General features: G+C 70.4%; 15 protein-coding genes. 10 read left to right on the top strand and 5 right to left on the bottom strand.

The annotated features are described in order from the left end of the window. Nucleotides 1-24 precede the first annotated feature (24 nt). Nucleotides 25-690 (bottom strand): discoidin domain-containing protein, encoded by a 666-nt coding sequence (locus QMG73_RS09025; protein WP_281893720.1) that lies wholly within the window; start codon nucleotides 688-690, stop codon nucleotides 25-27. A gap of 89 nt (nucleotides 691-779) precedes the next feature. Here QMG73_RS09025 and QMG73_RS09020 point away from each other — a divergent pair, with 89 nt between their 5' ends. The 9 genes from QMG73_RS09020 to QMG73_RS08980 all read left to right on the top strand — a co-directional run bounded on the left by QMG73_RS09020 (nucleotide 780) and on the right by QMG73_RS08980 (nucleotide 10,783). Further along, nucleotides 780-950 (top strand): hypothetical protein, encoded by a 171-nt coding sequence (locus QMG73_RS09020; protein WP_281893719.1) that lies wholly within the window; start codon nucleotides 780-782, stop codon nucleotides 948-950. Between the two features lie 126 nt (nucleotides 951-1,076). Continuing rightward, entirely contained in the window at nucleotides 1,077-2,534 is a 1,458-nt protein-coding gene (locus tag QMG73_RS09015; RefSeq protein ID WP_281893718.1) for a pentapeptide repeat-containing protein, read from the top strand. 64 nt (nucleotides 2,535-2,598) lie between these two features. After that, the gene (locus tag QMG73_RS09010) at nucleotides 2,599-4,077 is read left to right on the top strand and encodes a rhamnulokinase (protein WP_281893717.1); all 1,479 of its coding nucleotides are present in this window, start codon (nucleotides 2,599-2,601) and stop codon (nucleotides 4,075-4,077) included. A gap of 47 nt (nucleotides 4,078-4,124) precedes the next feature. Continuing rightward, nucleotides 4,125-4,991 carry a DeoR/GlpR family DNA-binding transcription regulator gene (locus QMG73_RS09005; RefSeq protein ID WP_281893716.1) on the top strand — a complete coding sequence of 289 codons (867 nt, stop codon included), beginning with the start codon at nucleotides 4,125-4,127 and terminating at the stop codon, nucleotides 4,989-4,991. 135 nt (nucleotides 4,992-5,126) lie between these two features. After that, a complete protein-coding gene (locus QMG73_RS09000) occupies nucleotides 5,127-6,206 on the top strand; it encodes an ABC transporter substrate-binding protein (protein ID WP_281893715.1) in 1,080 nt (359 codons plus the stop codon). A gap of 11 nt (nucleotides 6,207-6,217) precedes the next feature. Beyond that, nucleotides 6,218-7,771: a sugar ABC transporter ATP-binding protein gene (locus tag QMG73_RS08995; RefSeq protein WP_281893714.1), complete on the top strand. Its 1,554-nt coding sequence runs from the start codon at nucleotides 6,218-6,220 to the stop codon at nucleotides 7,769-7,771. Beyond that, nucleotides 7,768-8,727, top strand: coding sequence for an ABC transporter permease (locus tag QMG73_RS08990; protein ID WP_281893713.1), 960 nt, complete (start codon nucleotides 7,768-7,770; stop codon nucleotides 8,725-8,727). The genes QMG73_RS08995 and QMG73_RS08990 overlap by 4 nt, the downstream gene beginning before the upstream one ends. Beyond that, on the top strand, nucleotides 8,724-9,731 hold the full coding sequence (locus QMG73_RS08985; RefSeq protein ID WP_281893712.1) for an ABC transporter permease: 1,008 nt from the start codon (nucleotides 8,724-8,726) through the stop codon (nucleotides 9,729-9,731). Before QMG73_RS08990 ends, QMG73_RS08985 begins: the two co-directional genes overlap by 4 nt. Beyond that, the gene (locus QMG73_RS08980) at nucleotides 9,728-10,783 is read left to right on the top strand and encodes a Gfo/Idh/MocA family protein (RefSeq protein ID WP_281893711.1); all 1,056 of its coding nucleotides are present in this window, start codon (nucleotides 9,728-9,730) and stop codon (nucleotides 10,781-10,783) included. Before QMG73_RS08985 ends, QMG73_RS08980 begins: the two co-directional genes overlap by 4 nt. Here QMG73_RS08980 and QMG73_RS08975 read toward each other — a convergent pair. Genes QMG73_RS08975 through QMG73_RS08960 form a run of 4 tightly spaced genes read right to left on the bottom strand, consistent with a single transcriptional unit; the run spans nucleotide 10,773 to nucleotide 15,497 of the window. Further along, nucleotides 10,773-11,663 (bottom strand): carbohydrate ABC transporter permease, encoded by an 891-nt coding sequence (locus QMG73_RS08975; protein WP_281893710.1) that lies wholly within the window; start codon nucleotides 11,661-11,663, stop codon nucleotides 10,773-10,775. The two genes, QMG73_RS08980 and QMG73_RS08975, sit on opposite strands and share 11 nt — an antisense overlap. Further along, nucleotides 11,660-12,682 carry an ABC transporter permease gene (locus QMG73_RS08970; RefSeq protein WP_281893709.1) on the bottom strand — a complete coding sequence of 341 codons (1,023 nt, stop codon included), beginning with the start codon at nucleotides 12,680-12,682 and terminating at the stop codon, nucleotides 11,660-11,662. Before QMG73_RS08970 ends, QMG73_RS08975 begins: the two co-directional genes overlap by 4 nt. Nucleotides 12,683-12,694: 12 nt before the next feature. Beyond that, nucleotides 12,695-14,374 (bottom strand): extracellular solute-binding protein, encoded by a 1,680-nt coding sequence (locus QMG73_RS08965; protein ID WP_281893708.1) that lies wholly within the window; start codon nucleotides 14,372-14,374, stop codon nucleotides 12,695-12,697. A 31-nt stretch (nucleotides 14,375-14,405) separates the two neighbouring features. Continuing rightward, nucleotides 14,406-15,497, bottom strand: coding sequence for a cellulose binding domain-containing protein (locus QMG73_RS08960; RefSeq protein WP_281893707.1), 1,092 nt, complete (start codon nucleotides 15,495-15,497; stop codon nucleotides 14,406-14,408). 229 nt (nucleotides 15,498-15,726) lie between these two features. Here QMG73_RS08960 and QMG73_RS08955 point away from each other — a divergent pair, with 229 nt between their 5' ends. Continuing rightward, on the top strand, nucleotides 15,727-16,743 hold the full coding sequence (locus tag QMG73_RS08955) for a LacI family DNA-binding transcriptional regulator (RefSeq protein WP_281893706.1): 1,017 nt from the start codon (nucleotides 15,727-15,729) through the stop codon (nucleotides 16,741-16,743). Nucleotides 16,744-16,855: the final 112 nt, after the last annotated feature.

The following is a 16,855-nucleotide window of genomic DNA, read 5'->3' as shown; positions in this document are numbered from 1 at the left end:
ACTGCCGCCGTCCCGGAAGTGAGGTCAGGCGGGCACCTGTGCCGCTGTCTGCCAGTTCTGGCCGTCGTTGGAGACTTCGACGCGGTAGTGGGTCGCGTATGCGGCTTCCCAGTTGACTGTCACGCGGTCGATTGGCTGAGTGGATCCCAGGTCGACGGTGAGCCAGCCGGGTTGGGTGCGTTGGTCTACCGCGACGGCCCAGCGGGTGTTCGGGTCGCCGTCGACGGTTTGGGTGGCGGGGAAGTTGGGGTCGGCTGATGACGCGGAGACGGGTCGGCCGGTTGCGAGGTTCGCGCTGGCGCCATTGTGGACGGACATTTCCCAGATGGAGAACCCGTACTGGTTGGCGGCTCGCACTCCGTACATCCGCACGTATCGGCCAGACACCGCCGGAAACCGCAGCTCGTCCACGCCACCGTCGCCGCCCCCGGCGAGGTCCGTCGAGCCGCCGGACCAGGTGAACGTGCGGCTACCGTCGAGCCCGGGCACACCGGGCATCGACAGGTTGTACACGTTCAGCCGGCCCTCGCCGGCGGCCAGTCCGCTGGTGGCGTAGACGGCGGTGCCGTCGGGCAGCGTGGTGAAACCGGCGACGCCGGTCGGTGTCCGCACGGCGGTGGCGGACGCGTCGACACCGTCGCGCCGCCGGCTGTACGCGTGCGCGCTGCGCGCCGACACCTGGGTGTCCACGGACGGCAGCAGCGCCGGACTCTTCCCGGCGATGTCGAAGAGCCAGTCGTCGTGCTGCGGCGCTGCTGCACTGCCGGCGGGCGGTGGCCATGCACCGGCGGGTCGGCGACCGGACCGAGACGCTGCTGCGTCTCGGCGACACCTTCGACGCCACATTGGACACTGTCCACGCCCGCGGCGTCCGGAGGGAGGCGCTGAGCATCTTCGACGATCTGGGCCACCCCGACGCCGAGCAGATGCGCGCGCGACTCGGATCTTGAGCTACCGCGGCGTCCGTCGTGCGCCATGCCGTTGCTCCCGCGGCCTCACCGTTCGCGGCACACGACCTGCCCTCGTCGGGGTTGGTCGTGTGACGGCCTCTGGCGCATCTCAACTACGCTCTCGCCGTGAACGAGACCTCGACAGCGTACCGAGCGGCCGCCGATCGGCTCGCGACAGCGGCGCCCGGCACGCGACGTGCGGCGGTGGACGCCCTGATCGCACTGGCCGCGGCCGATCCGCAGTTGCGGCAACCGGTCACGGACACGATCTGCGACTGGCTGCGCGCCCCGACGGAGCCGAGCGACGCTGCCGCCGCCGAGGAGCGGCGTGCGGCCCTGCGGTCGCTCGCGGACCGGCTGCGCGTGGGCGGCACGAGCGAGGCCGTGACACGGTGGCCCGACATCAGCGTCGATCTGTCGGGTGCGACGCTCGCCGATGTCGATTTCAGCGGCTGCCGGCTCGACGGCGCCAGGTTCGCCGATACCCGGTTCCACGGCACCACGGTTTTCGACGGTGCCACCTTCGACGGCGATGTCGCGTTCCAGCGGGCGGTCTTCTACGGTGACGCCAGCTTTGCCGGCGCGCGGTTCGAAGGCGACGCCGAGTTCGGCCGGGCCCGGATGCGCGGACGGGCGGATTTCACCGGAGCGGCGTTCGGCGGGATGGCGTGGTTCGGCCGGGGCACCGACACATGGTGGGAAGACGACGAGGCGTGGGAGACGGTCGAAGAGATCGATCCGGCGCCGTGGGACGAGCCGAACGAGGACGATCCGAACTGGCCCGTCGCGGTACTCATGGAGGACTACCAGGACTGGGAGGAGGGCGGCGACGGCGCGCGGTTCGGCCGTGACGTGTCGTTCCGTGGGGTCCGTTTCGATGGCCCGGCCTGGTTCTACTACGCCCGGTTCGCGGCGGAGGCCACGTTCGCCGGTGCCCGGTTCGCCGGGCGGGTCCATCTTGACCAGCCGGCGGTCGACCTCACCGGTGCGTACTGGGCCGGCGGCACCGACGACGGCGAGTCCGCGTGGCCGCTCGGCTGGACGGTGCGATCGGGTATGGCCAGCGCTCCGGAAGGCACCGAGGGCGGCGGCGATCTGGTATCGGACGCGTCCGTGCTGCCCTACGCCCGGCAGCTCGCCGACCGCGATCCGGCCGTCCGCTCGACCGGACTGCGGCTCCTTGCCCAGCTCGGTGACGACCAGCCCGAGCAGCGGCAGCGCGTCGTGATGACCGTGTGCGCGTTCCTGCGGATCCCCATACCGTTCGACCTACGCGCCGAGGGTCGCACCGCCGAGCAGGCCGCGCTGCTGGAGCTACGGCAGGAGGCGCAGCAGCTGCTCGCTCAGCGACTTCGGCCCGGCCCCGGGCAGTGGCGCGAGATGAACCTGTGGCTTTGCGGTGCCACGCTCGTCGATCTGGACCTCAGCGGCTGCGAGGCTGAGTACGTGGAGTTCTCCGGTGCCCAGTTCCACGGCACGACCCGGTTCGTGGGCAGCCGGTTCGACCGAGCGGTGTTCACATTGGACGGTTCGTGGGGCCGCGCGACCTTCCACGGCGACGTCGTGGGGGCGGTCAGCGGCTAGGGCCATACCGTGCCAGGTCGGCGGCGACTGACGTCCTCGCGTGACTCGGGCGTACGCTCAGCGCGTGCCCGTCTACCTGGCCGTCGATCTCGGAGCGGAGAGTGGGCGCGTCGTGCGCGGCACCTTCGACGGCGAGCGGTTGACGGTCGACGAGGCGCACCGTTTCGCGAACCGGCCGATGGCGTTGCCGGACGGGCTCCACTGGGACGTGTCGACGCTGTTCGCCGAGTTGTCCGCCGGCCTCGCCGCCGCCGTGTCCGGCACCGCCGAGCGCGCGGCCAGCGCCGGCATCGACGCCTGGGGCAACGACTTCGCCCTGCTCGGCGCCGATGACGGGCTGGTGTGCGACCCGTGGCACTATCGCGACCGGCGTACCGACGGGGTCACGGCCCGGGTCCTGGCGCGGGTGGGCGCCGCGGAGCTGTACCGCACCACGGGCACGCCGCTGCTGCCCATCAATACCGCGACGCAGCTGGTCGCGATGGAGGGCTCACCGCTGCTCGACGAGGCCGACCGGTTCGCGATGTTGCCGGACCTGTTCGCGTTCTGGCTCACCGGCGAGCACGTCACGGACCACACGATCGCCAGCACCAGCCAGCTCATGGACGTCACCGCCCGCACCTGGTCGCTCGGCGTCATCGAGCGGTTGGGCGTGCCGGCCAGGCTGTTCAAGGGCGACGTGGCGCCGCCGGGCACGCCGATCGGGCCGATCGGCGCGGCCGGTGCGGCTGGTGCGGCGCTCGCCGGGGTACCGGTCATCGCGGTCGCCGGGCACGACACCGCGTCGGCGGTCGCCGCCATCCCGGCGGCCGCGCCCTTCGGCTACGTCTCCAGTGGCACCTGGTCCCTGGTTGGCCTGGAGTTGCCCGAGCCGGTACTCACCGACGAGGCGCGCGCCGCGGGCTTCTCCAACGAGGCCGGGGTCGCGGGCACGGTGCGGTTCCTGCGCAACGGCATCGGCCTGTGGTTGCTGCAGCGGTGCCGGGCGGCCTGGCAACGGGCAGCGCCGGCGTCCTACGGCGAGCTGACCGCCGCGGCCGCGCGGGCGCCCGGATTCCGCGCGTTGTTCGACCCGGACGACCCGACGTTCCTGTGGGACGGCGACATGCCGGCGCGTATCGCCGAGGCGTGCCGTGCCGGGGCACAGCCGGTGCCGGCCGACCCGGGCGCGATGGTGCGCTCCATTCTGGACAGTCTGGCGTGCAAGTACCGGTGGACGCTGGAGCGCGCCGAGGCGCTTTCCGGGCGGACCGCTCAGGTGGTGCACATCGTGGGCGGCGGCGCGGCCAACGCGGTGCTGTGCCAGCTCACCGCGGACGTGACGGGGCGGCCGGTGCTCGCCGGCCCGGTCGAGGCCACCGCGGTCGGCAACCTCCTGGTGCAGGCGTGGGCGGCCGGCGAGCTCGGGTCGCTTCCGGATCTTCGCGCGGTGGTGCGGCGTTCGATGCCGCCACGGCTGTTCGAGCCGTGCCCGGACCGGGACGAGGCGGAGTCCGCGTACGGGCGGTTCCTTGCGCTCGTAGAATCGTGTGATACAAACTGACGTGAACTGCCGTATTTTGAAGACCGGAAGGTAGGTGCCCGCCCGGGATGCTGATCGCCGAGCGTCGCCGTCGCCTGCTCGAGCAGGTCCGCCAGCGTGGCTACGCCTCGTTCCGGGAACTCGCGGACACCCTGGGCATCTCGGAGTCGACGGTGCGGCGCGACCTGCGCCTGATGGTGGCCGAGGGCCTGCTGGAGGCGACCCGTGGGGGCGTGGGCCCGATGCCGGGCGACAGCCGGCCGGTGCCGGACAGCGGGGCTTTCCGCCCGGCGGACGGCGTGCGGGGCAGTATCTGGGCGGGCGCGTCACCCGCCGAGGACGACGCGGTCGCCGCGCGGTACGCGAGCGGACCCGCCGACGATCCCGTCGATGCCGAGCGCCAGGCCATCGCCGCGCACGCCGCGACGCTGGTCAAGCCGGGCAGCGCCATCCTGCTGGGGCCGGGCCGTACCACCTACGCGCTGGCCCGCCGGCTCATGACGATCAGCTCGCTCACCGTCGTGACGAACTCGGTGCTGGTGACGCAGGCGCTGCTGGGCGCGCCGCAGATCGACGTGGTGATGGTGGGCGGCACCCTGCGTCGCTCCATCGGAGCCCTGGTCGGCCCGGTCACCGAGCAGACCCTGCAGGGGTTCCGCGGCGACCAGGTGTTCCTGTCCGGCGACGGCGTGACCGTCGACCGCGGGCTCACCACCCCCAACGTGTTCGCCGCCGCGACCGACCAGGCCCTGATGGCGGCTGGTCGGCAGGTCGTGGTTCTCGCTGACCACACCAAGCTCGGTCATGACACGATGTGCCAGACCGTGCCAACCAGCCGTATCGACGTGTTGGTGACCGACGCGGGCGCTGATCCCGAGGTTCGCCGCCTTCTCGCCGCTGCCGGCGTCGACGTGCAGGCGGTCTCCGAGCGCTGATCCGCGCTGCGACCCCGTTCCATGCCTTGACAGTAGTTGACATGTGATGCCTAGAATCTGCCTCACATCGAGTCAGATCCTTTCACATCTCAGCAACCTGCCGCTCTTCATGGCACTTATGAACGGAGTCCGCCGATGTCCCGGTCACGTGGCTTCGCCAGGAACGCCATCGCCGCCACCTCCCTCGTCACGCTCGCGATAGCGGCGAGCGGATGCACCAAGACCGCCAACGAAACCCCCACCACCTCGAACGGCGCGGCCCAGCAGCAGGTGCGGGGCACCGCCGGCACGGCAGCGTGCACGCACGACAAGTACAACGGCGGCGTGCCGAAGCTCGACCTCAAGAGCGTCACCGTCGGGTTCGCGCAGTCGGAGAAGGAAGCCAACCCGTTCCGGATCACCGAGACGCAGTCCATCAGGGACGAGGCCGCCAAACGGGGCATCAAGCTGATCACGACCAACGCGCAGTCCGACCTGAACAAGGAGATCGCGGACATCCAGGGGATGATCGCCCAGGGTGCCAAGGCGCTGATCATCTCCCCGTTGAACTCCGAGGGCCTCGACCCCGCTCTCAAGGCGGCCCAGGACGCCAAGGTACCGATCATGACCATCGACCGGCTGCTGACCACGAAGACGGCGTGCACCGACTACGTCGGCTGGATCGGCTCGGACTTCGTCGAGCAGGGCAAGCGTGCCGCCGACGCCATGATGACGGTGACCGGTGGCAAGGGCGACGTCGCGATCCTGCTCGGCGCCTCGGGCGTCAACGTGACCGTCGACCGCACGAAGGGCTTCAAGGACCAGCTCACGGCCAAGAACTCCGGCCTGAAGATCGTGGCCGAGCAGACCGGCGACTTCACCCGGGAGAAGGGCCAGAAGGTCACCGAGCAGCTGATCACCGCCAACCCCGGCATCAGTGCCATCTACGCCGAGAACGACGAGATGGCCCTGGGTGCCGTGGCCGCGCTCAAGGCGGCCAACAAGAAGGCCGGCGACGTAAAGATCATCACGATCGACGGTACCAAGGGCGCCGTGCAGGGCATTCTCGACGGCTGGATCTCGGGCGTCATCGAGTCCAACCCGCGCTTCGGGCCACTCGCGTTCCAGGCCCTGGAGGACTTCTACAGCGGCAAGGGCGTGCCGGAGAAGACCATCATCTCCGACAAGGAGTACACGCAGGCGAACGCCCGCGCCGAGCTCGCCAACGCGTACTAGCGAGGCGTTGCATGACGACAGCGGCTGTGCGGGTCCGGGCGGTCAGCAAGCGGTTCGCGGGCGTCCGGGCACTCGACGGGGTCTCGCTCGACCTGTACCCGGGCGAGGCCCACGCCCTGGTCGGTGAGAACGGCGCCGGCAAGTCGACGCTGATCAAGCTGATCACCGGCGTACACCATCCCGACGAGGGCCAGGTGTGCTATCTCGACGAACCGGTGCTGTTCGCCGGCCCGCGGGAGGCGCAGGCGGCCGGCATCAGCACCATCTACCAGGAGGTCAACCTGGTGCCGATGCGCAGCGTGGCCGGAAACCTGTTTCTGGGCCGGGAGCCGACCAACCGCCTCGGCTTGATCAGCTTCCGGCGGATGAACCGGCAGGCGCGCGAGGTGCTGCGCCGGTACGGCATCACGGCCGACGTCCGGCGACCGCTGGGCGAGCTCGGCCTCGGTGTCCAGCAGATGATCGCGGTGGCGCGGGCGCTCTCCACCGACGCCCGCGTGGTCATCATGGATGAGCCGACGTCCTCGCTCGAACCGCGCGAGGTCGACCGGCTGGTCGAGGTCATCGAGCTGCTGCGCCGCCAGCGGATCGCGGTGCTGTACGTGACGCACAAGCTGGACGAGGTGTTCCGGGTGTGCCAGCGGGTCACCGTGCTCCGTGACGGCCGAGTGGTCCACAGTGGACCGGTTGCGGAGACCACCCGGCTGCGGCTGGTCGCCACGATGCTCGGCCGGGACGTCGCCGACGTGCGCGAGCACGGCGCCACCAGCTTCAGCGAACAGCACCAGGCGGCCGCCGGGGAGTTGGTGCTGCGGGCCGAGGCGCTGACCCGCCGGCCGCTGCTCGACGGCGTCAGCGTCGACGTGCACGCCGGCGAGGTCGTCGGTCTGGCTGGGCTGCTCGGCTCCGGGCGTACCGAGACCGCCAAGGCGGTGTTCGGCGCCGATCCGGTCGACAGCGGTTCGGTACGCGTCGGCGCGGAAGCCCGCGCGAGCGCCGGCGCCAAGCCGGCCCGCCGCCGGTGGTCGCCCGCCGCGGCGATCCGGCGAGGCATCGGGATGGTGCCCGAGGACCGCGGCAGCGAGGGCGTCATCGGCGAGCTGTCGGTCCGCGACAACATCGTGCTCGCCGCGTTGCCCCGGCTGACGAGAGCCGGCTTCCTGTCCGACCGCAGGCAGGACGCGCTCGTCGACACGTTCGTCAAGCGCCTGCGCATCAAGGCGTCCAGCCCGGACCAGAAGGTTCGCGAGCTGTCCGGCGGCAACCAGCAGAAGGTCCTGCTGGCGCGGATGCTGTGCCTGTACCCCAAGGTGCTCATCCTGGACGAGCCCACCCGCGGCATCGACGTCGGCGCGAAGGCCGAGATCCAGGCGCTCATCGACGAACTGGCGGCGCAGGGCCTTGGCGTGCTGCTCATCTCCTCCGAGCTGGAGGAGGTCGTCGAGGGTTCCGACCGGGTGCTCGTGCTGCGCGACGGCGCCGTCGTGGGCACCCTGCGCGGCACGGAGATAAGCGAAGACCGGATCATGCAAGCGATCGCGGCCGGCGGGGAGGAACGGCCGTGACACTTCAGGCGGTCCGTCCGCGCGACACCACCAAGCTCCCGCAGCGGATCCAGGCGGCCGGCGTCTACATCGCCATCGCCGCGCTGCTGGTGTTCAACCTCGCCTTCACCCCGCACTTCGCGACCGTGACCAACCTACGGCTGCAACTGGTGCAGGTCGTGCCGGTCGCGATCGTCGCCGTGGGGATGGCGCTGGTCATCGCGACCGAAGGCATCGACCTGTCGGTCGGCTCCACGATGGCGCTCGCCGCCGCCCTCATCCCGCTCTACATCGGCTACGGCGTCTGGCCGGCCATCGTCGTCGCGCTGGCCGCCGGGCTGGCCATGGGCCTCGCCAGCGGCTGGCTCGTCGCGTTCGCCGGCATGCAGCCGATCATCGCCACGCTCGGCCTGCTGGTGGCCGGGCGCGGGCTCGCGCTGGTACTGGCCGACGGCCGGCTCGTCGAGCTGTTCGATCCGACGCTCGGCGCCCTAGGCAACAGCGCGGTGCTCGGCGTACCGGTGAGCGTGCTGATCGTCATCGGCGTCGCGGTGGTGGCCGGCGTCGCGATGCGGCGCACCGCGTTCGGCCGGCGGGTGCTGGCGATCGGCGGCAACCGCTCAGCGGCCACGCTGGCAGGCTTGCCCGTCAAGCGCACCCTCGTGACGGTGTACGCGGTCAGCGGCCTGCTCGCGGCGGTCGCCGGCGTGCTCAGCACGGCCCGCCAGGGCGCCAGCGACCCGTCGTTCGTCGGCCTGCTCATCGAGCTGAGCGCCATCACCGCGGTGGTCGTCGGCGGCACGCCACTGTCCGGCGGGAGGGTCCGCATCGTCGGCACGCTCATGGGCGCGCTGCTGATGCAGCTCATCACCGCCACCATCATCCAGCACAACCTGCCCGACTCCACCGCGCGCATGGTGCAGGCGGCGATCATCGTGGCGGCAGTGTATGTCCAACGTGGACGGAGCGCGGCATGACGGCAGTGGCGAACCCGCCGACCGAGCGGCCGGGCGCGGCCCGGGGGAGAGGGTCCGCGCCGGTCGCCCTCTGGGCCCGGCGCGGTAGCGCCCCGGTGGTCCTGGCGTTGGTACTGGTAGCCGGCACCGCCGTCTTCGGTGGCCGCTTCGCCAGCGCGCTCAACCTCGGCAACATCGCGCTGGACAGCTCGTACCTTCTGCTCATCGCGATCGGGATGACGTTCGTGATCCTCAGCGGCGGCATCGACCTGTCGGTGGGCTCGCTGCTGGCCCTCTCCGGCGTGCTGACCGCGTACGCGTCGCGGTGGGGCACGCCGGCCGCGATCCTCGTGCCGCTCGGTGTGTGCGCCCTGTTCGGCCTCGCCAACGGTGTGCTGGTCGGGCGTGCCCGGATCGCGCCGTTCATCGTGACCCTCGCCGGCCTGCTGTTCGCGCGGGGCCTGGCCTTCGCCGTGTCGAAGGAGGGCAACCAGGTCTACATCATCCCGGCGGAGTTGGCCCTGACCCGGGTGGGACAGGCCCGCTTCCTCGGGGTGGGCGCGCCGGTGTGGTTCGCACTGGCCGTGTTCGCCGTCGCGCTCGTCGTGCTCAACCGGAGCCGCTTCGGCCAGGCGGTGTTCGCGATCGGCGGCAGCGAGGAGGCCGCCGAGCTGATGGGGCTGCCGGTGGCGAGGGTCAAGACCCTGGTGTACGTGCTGAGCGCGGTCCTGACCGGCCTGGCCGGCGTACTGGTCGCCGCGCAGACCCAGTCGGGCCTGCCCACGATCGGCGAGGGGCGCGAATTGGAGGCGATCGCGGCCGTCGTCATTGGTGGCACGCTGCTGTCCGGCGGGGCCGGGTCGCTGAGCGGCACCCTCGCGGGCGTCCTGTTGCTCAAGGTGATCCAGAACCTGATCAACCAGGTCGGCACCCTGACCGCGTACTACCAGCAGGTCGTCAGCGGCGCGTTCCTCATCGTCGTCGTCCTCGTCCAGTCCCGGCTCTCCCGTCGAGGGCTGCGATGAACACCGCCGCCAGATGGGCTCCTGGTGTCCCCGCCCGGCCCTCGCCGGACGGCAGCGGGCCGCCGACGCGGGTCGCGGTGGTCGGCACCGGCGCGTGGTGGGGCCTGCAGCACGCCAACGTGTTCGCCGCCCGCCCGGACACGAAGCTGGTCGCGATCGTCGGCCGTGACCCGCGGCGTACGGCGGCGCGGGCGGCCAGCTACGGCGCACGCTCCTATGTCGACATCGAGGAGATGCTCGACCGCGAACGCCCCGATCTGGTCTCGGTCTGTCTGCCCAACGAGGGTCACTTCGAGCCCACGCTGCGGGTCATCCGGGCCGGGTTCCCGCTGCTGGTGGAGAAGCCCCTCGTGTTCACGCCCGACGAGGGCGCCGTGCTGCTGGCGGAGGCGCAGGCGCGCGACCTGTTCTTCGCCATCAACTTCAACCACCGGTACGCCCGGCCGGTCCGGATGGCGCGCGAGGCGGTGGCGTGCGGCGACCTCGGCACGCTGGTGTTCGCGACGTGGCGGTTCGGCGGCGAGGCGGGCACCAGCGCACACCCGCACGCCAACCTGATCGAGACCCAGTGCCACGGGCTCGACATGCTGGAGCACCTGTGCGGACCCGTCGACTCCGTGATGGCCCAGATGACCGACGTCACCGGGCGCGGCTGGTCGACGCTCGTCGTCGCGCTGCGCTTCGCCAGCGGCGCCGTCGGCAGCCTGGTCGGCAGCTACGACTCGTCGTACTCCTATCCCGCCACGCACCTGGTCGAGGTGAACGGCACCGCCGGCCGGCTGGTCATCGAGGACACCGTGCGCCGCTTCACGTACCAGGCGGCCGGCGACGAGACCGCACGGGTCTGGCAGGCCGGCTACTTCAACGACCACGACCGCGACTTCCACTACACCTTCGACCGGCACGTCGACCACCTGCTCGACGCGCTGCGGCACGGGCGGGAACCGCCGGTGCACGCCCGCGCCGGCCAGCGAGCTCTCGTCGTCGCCGGCGCGATCATCCGGTCGTTCGAGACCGGTACCCGGGTGAGCGTCGCGGATCTCAGCCCTTGATCGCGCCGAGGATGACCCCCTTGATGAAGTGCCGCTGCACGAACGGGTAGATCACCAGGATGGGCAGGATCGTGAGCACCACGACCGCCATCTTGATGGACTCGGTGGGTGGCAGCGATCCGGTCGTCGCGCCGGAGAACTGCGGTGACTGCCCCAGCAGGATCATGCTGCGCAGCACGATCTGGAGCGGGAACTTGTCGCTGTTGTCGATGAACAGCAGCGCGTTGAACCAGGCGTTCCAGTACCCGACCGCGTAGAACAGGCCGACCACGGCGATGACCGCCTTCGACAGCGGCATCACGATGCGCAGCAGGATGCGGAACTCGCCGGCGCCGTCGATGCGCGCGCTGTCGAGCAGGTCCTGCGGGATGTTCTGGAAGAACCCGCGCATCACGACCAGGTTGAACACGCTGATGGCGGTGGGCAGGATCAGCGACCACAGGCTGTCCTTCAGCCCGACGCCGGTGACCACCAGGTAGGTGGGCACCAGGCCGGGATAGATGAGGAAGGTCAGCAGGAAGTAGAACAGGATCGGCCGGTGCCCGACCGATCCCGGCCGCGACAGGCCGTACGCGGCCAGCACGGTGAAGGTGAGGCTGATCGCGGTGCCGGCGACGGTGACCAGCGTGCTGATCCACAGCGCCCGGGTGACGATGCCGCCGGACAGGATCGTCTGGTACGCCGTGAAGTCGATCTCCTTTGGCAGGAACACCATGCTCCCGCCCGCCTCGGCGAGGGTCTCCCGGGAAGCGAGGCTGGTCACGAGGACCGACCACATCGGAATGAGCACGACCAGCACCATGACGCTGAGCGCGAGGAACTTGAGGAACGAGCCCACCACGGTGGGCTTCTCCTCCCAGGGGGCACGTCGGGAAGTCATGAGCGCGAAATCAACCCCCGCTCGCCAATCATGTTGGCGACCTTGTTGGCGACCAGGATGAGCACCAGGCCGACCACCGCCTTGAACAGGCCGGCGGCGGCGCCGAAGCCGTAGTTTCCGGTGGCGATGGACTGGTAGTAGACGAACGTGTCGAGCACCTCGGCGGCGCCGCGGCCGACCGCGTCGCGTTGCAGGATGAACTGCTCGAAGCCCACCGACAGCGCGTCGCCGAGCCGCAGGATCAGCAGCAGCACGATGACTGGACGCAGGCCGGGCAGCGTGATGTGCCACAGGCGCCGCCAACGGCCCGCACCGTCCACAGCGGACTGCTCGTACAGGTTCGGGTCGATGGTGGCCAGCGCCGCCAGGAAGATGATCATGCCCCAGCCGGCGTCCTTCCACACCGCCTCCGCCGTGACCAGGACGATGAAGGTGTCCGGGTCGGTCATGATGTTGGGCGGGTCGACGCCGGCCTGGCGCAGCTCCTGCGACAGCAGCCCGGCGCCGCCGAGCATCTGCACGAAGAACGTCACCACCAGTACCCAGCTGAAGAAGTGCGGCAGGTACACCACGGTCTGGATGAACGAGCGCGCCTTCGTCGACAGCACGCTGTTGACAAGGATCGCCATGGCGATCGGCAGCGGGAAGAAGAACACCAGCTGGAACACCGTGATCGTGAGCGTGTTCTCCAGGGCCTGCCAGAACGCGGGGTCACTGAAGATCAGGTCGAAGTTGCCGAAGCCGATCCAGACGCTGGAGAACAGCGCCTGCAGCGGGGTGTCGCCGGCGTACGGGTTGTAGTCCAGGAACGCCACCACGTTGCCCAGCGTGGGCAGGTAGTGGAAGGCCAGCAGGAGCAGCCCGGCCGGTACGGTCATCAGCAACAGCGGCCAGTCCCGGCGCAGCCGCGCCCGCAGTGGCGCGCGGCTTCGGCGCCGGGGCTTCTTGCCCGAGGGGGCCGCGGGCCGGGCCGGCTGCTCGCCGGACCCGGCCACGACGGTCGTTTCAGATGCGCTCATGTGCGAGTGCGCTCACTTGCCGCCGTTGGACAGCGCCTTGGCCAGCAGGTCACGCGCCTCGTCGCCGCCGTTCTTGGAGCGGAAGTCGCTGGCGAGCGTGTCGAGGTCCGACAGCGGGCGCCGGCCGCGCACGATGTCGGTGATCTTGTCCTCGTTGGGGGTGCTCGCCGCCTTGTACGCCGCGGGGAACTCGATCTTGATGCCCTCCCACGGGTCCTTCTCCAGGTACTTGACCATCGCGTTGTTGTACGCGACCAGCTCGCTGACGTACCGGGGCGTCTCCGGTGCCGGCGGGATGACCGGCTGGCGGCCGCTGATGAAGAAGTACTGGTTGGCGATCTCCTTGAAGCCCAGCTCGGTCTTGGCCGGGGCGGACGGGTTGGTGAAGTGCTTGCCCTCCACGCCGAACTCGCGCTGCACCCACTCCTTGGTGCCGAACGGCGCGGAACACCAGTTGATGATCCGCAGCAGCTCCTCCACCCGCTCCTTCGCGAGGCCCTTCCGGATGAACAGCCAGGAGATCGGCTCCCAGTCGCCCCAGACCAGCGGATCGCCGCCGGTCGCGGAGAAGATCGGTACCGGCTGGATGTTGAACGTCGGCGTGATCTTCTGCTGCTCGGCCTGCATGCCCTGCCAGGTGCCCGGGCCATCCTGCAGGAACAGGATCTTGCCGCTCTCCATCAGGTCCTTCGCGTCGCCGCCGCTGGTGGCGACCACGTCGGGGTGGACCAGGCCGGCCTTGAAGACCTTGGCCATGAACTCGATGGCCTGCTTGTACTCGGGCGTCTCGAGCTGGTGCTCCGGGGTGCCGTCGGGCTTCAACCGCCAGCCGGTCTTCGACCCCGGCGCCTTGTGGAGCATCGCCACCATCTTGGTGATGTCGTTGAAGGCCCAGACGCCCTTGCGGGGGTCGGTGACCTGCTTGCCGATCTCGAAGAGCTCGTCGATGGTCTTGGGGTAGGTCAACCCCTTCGCGTCGAGCAGGTCCTTGCGGTAGAAGAACGACCAGGCGAACGGACCGTCGGTCGGGTTCGGGATCGCCATCAGGCGCCCGTTCCACACAGACGTCCGCCAGGCCTCCGTCGGGAAGGTCGCCAGCATCGGGTACGCCTTGACCTTGTCGCCGGCCAGGTACGGCGTGAGGTCCTCGAAGAGCGCCTTCGTCGCGTCGGAGAAGCGCGGCAGCCGGTCGACCTCCCACTGCGGCACGCAGAGCAGCTCGGGTACGTCCCGCGCGCCGAGAAGCGTGTTCAGCTTGTCCACATAGGTCAGACCGTCGTGGGTGCTGAAGTTGACCGGGGTGCCGAGCTCCGCGTTGATCGCCTGGATGTAGGCGTTGTTGGCCATTCCGGGTGGCGCCGGCCCCCACGCCGGCGTCAGGGCACTGATCTCCTTGCCACTGGTGCCCGGCTTCTCGCTGATCGCGTCGACCAGGTTGGTGGGGAACGAGCTGTAGGCGTCGGGCATGGGCTTCACACCCGGCAGGTCCGGCTTGGGCAGTCCGGCGGGCAGCTCGCCCTTGGCCGGGAGGACGTCGGCGAACTTGCCGGTGTCGGCGGTGCCGCCGGAGCCGCTGCGCTCTTCGCCGCAGCCGGTCAGCAACCCGCCACCGGCCACGCTCACCGCGCTGAGGCCGGCCAGTCCAAGAAACTTTCTGCGGTTTGTGGCCGCGCCCGCGAGGGGTGATGTCACGGCGCACTCCCTTCCGTTGTCATGTGATGGTTCAGCCCGCGATGCAGGACACCGAGGGGGCCGTATTCGTGCCGGTCCAGGACCCGATGAAGCCGAAGGTCGCGCTGGCGCCGGCCGCGAGGCTGCCGTTGTAGCCGACGTTGCGGGCGGTCACGGTCGAGCCCGAGGAGGAGACGGTGGCGTTCCACGCCTGGGTCACCCGCTGCCCGTTGCCGAACGTCCACGTCACCGTCCAGCCCCCGATCGCTGAACTGCCGGCGGTGACGCGGACCTCGCCTTGGAAGCCGCCCTGCCACTGGCTCACGACGCTGTACGCCGCGGTGCACCCACGCGGCGCGGGCGGCGTGGTGACCGGCGGGGTGGTGGCCGGTGGCGTGGTGACGGGCGGGGTGGTGGCCGGCGGGGTGGTCGGTGTGACCCCGCTCAACGCCTGAGCCAGCGGCGGGAACCACTTGGCGGCGATCTTCTGGTTGCCGGAGTTGTTCGGGTGCACGCCGTCGCCGGTGTCGGTGGCGGTGTTGAAGCCGGTCCACTGGTCGACCACGGTGACGGGCGAGGCCGCTGTCGACTTCGAGGCCGCCCAGGTGGGGATCGCGTTGTTGAAGGTGACCGCGCGCTGGCCGCAGGCGGAGCAGCTGCTCGGGTTCAGCGGGATGATCTTCGCGACCAGGATCTTCATGCTCGGGTTGCTGGCCCGCATCTGGTCGACCAGCTTGCCGAACGCGGCCAGGATGGTCGCCGGGGCGATGTTGCTCCAGACGTCGTTGGTGCCCAGGTGCATGATCACGATGTCCGGGTGGGTCGCGTTGAGCCAGCCGGGTAGCTGGTTCTGGTTGGCGATGTTGGTGGCGAGGAAGCCGCCGTGGCCCTCGTTGTCGCCGTCGTGGGCGACGCCGCAGCCCTGCGGCGGCAGCGTGCCGACGAAGTCGATGTTGGTGTGGCCGGCGTTCTGCAGTTGGTTCCACAGCAGGGCGCGCCAGCAGCCGGGGGAGCCGGTGATGGAGTCGCCGAGCGGCATGATCCGCACCGGCTCGGCGGCTTCGGCGGGCCGGACCGCGACGAAGGTGACCGCCGCCAGCAGCAGCGCGGCGAGAAGGGCATAGAAGGGGGAACCACGACGCATGGGTGACTCCTGAGGGGTGATTGACCGGCCTTCTGCGTCGGAGGCCCGCGACGAGGGCACGGTCTAGCGAGCGCGCACCGCGCTCTTGTAACGTTTGTAATCCGGCTCTGCTGCACGGTACGTCGTGGCTGGCCCCGGCGCAACCAGGGTCTTTGTGGTGCCAGTACGGTGAACCCGAAACTTCGGGAGGTCGAGGGTGGCCGATAGGGCGGGTTTGGGTCGCAGCGGCATGCGAGAGGTGGCCCAGGCGGCGGGGGTATCGGTATCCACGGTCGCCAACGTGCTGAGCCGGCCCTCGATCGTGGCCCCGCAGACGCGTCACCGCGTGGAGCAGGCGATGGCCGCGGTCGGATACGTGCCCCACGGGCCGGCCCGCCAGCTGCGCGGGGTGCCCAGCCCGATCGTCGGCAGCATCACGCTGGACCTGGCCAACCCCTTCTACGCCGAGCTCAACCGGGGCATCGAGGACGCCCTCAGCGAGGCCGGCTGCATGGTGCTGGCCTGTAGCACCGACCTCCAGCCGGCCAAGGAGAAGCAGTTGCTCGGCCTGCTCCAGGAGCAGGCGGTGCGCGGCATCATCATCTCCCCGATCGATCCCGACCCGACGCTGCTGCTGCAGGTCAGCCAGCGCGGCACGCCGGTGATCCTGATCGACCACCCGCGCCGGCAACTGGACCTGTGCGCGGTGGCCGTCGACGACGTCGCCGGCGGTGAGCTCGCGGCCGAACACCTCGTCTCGCTCGGCCACCGCCGCATCGCCTTCCTCGCGGGCGCGATCGACCCCGGTCCGGTCGCCCGCCGGCGCGAGGGCGTGCGGCTGGCCCTGACGGCCGCCGGCCTCGACCCTGCCCGCGCGCTCGTCGACGTGCGCATGTCGGACCACCACCGGTCGTCGGTGTCCGCCGCCGCGCGGGCGGTCGCGCAGATCCTGGCCACCAGGCCCGCGCCGACCGCGATCATCTGCCTCAACGACACCGCGGCGCTGGGCGTGCTGGAGGGACTGGACGCGGCGGGCGTGCGCGTCCCCGACGAGATCTCCGTGGTCGGCTACGACGACCTGCACTTCGCCGCCCGGCTCTCACCCGCCCTGACCACCGTGCACCAGCCGAAGCACCAGCTCGGCCGTGCCGCCGCCGAGCTGCTGCTGGACGAGGCGAATCCCGACCACACGCACCGCGAGACGCACTTCCGGCCGGCACTGAAGGTCCGCGCGTCCACCGCGCCGCCGCCGCGCCGCGGCCGCTGACCACCTGATCACGAGCGATTGCGTCGATGGCCGGTGCGGCGTACTCTCCTCACGAGCCGGAATTGCAAACGTTACAACCGCAACGGCCGCGTCATTCCACGAGCGTTGGGCA

The organism is Phytohabitans aurantiacus (genome assembly GCF_027923225.1).
GTDB lineage: Bacteria > Actinomycetota > Actinomycetes > Mycobacteriales > Micromonosporaceae > Phytohabitans > Phytohabitans aurantiacus.
This window is presented reverse-complemented; position numbering and strand designations above follow the sequence as displayed.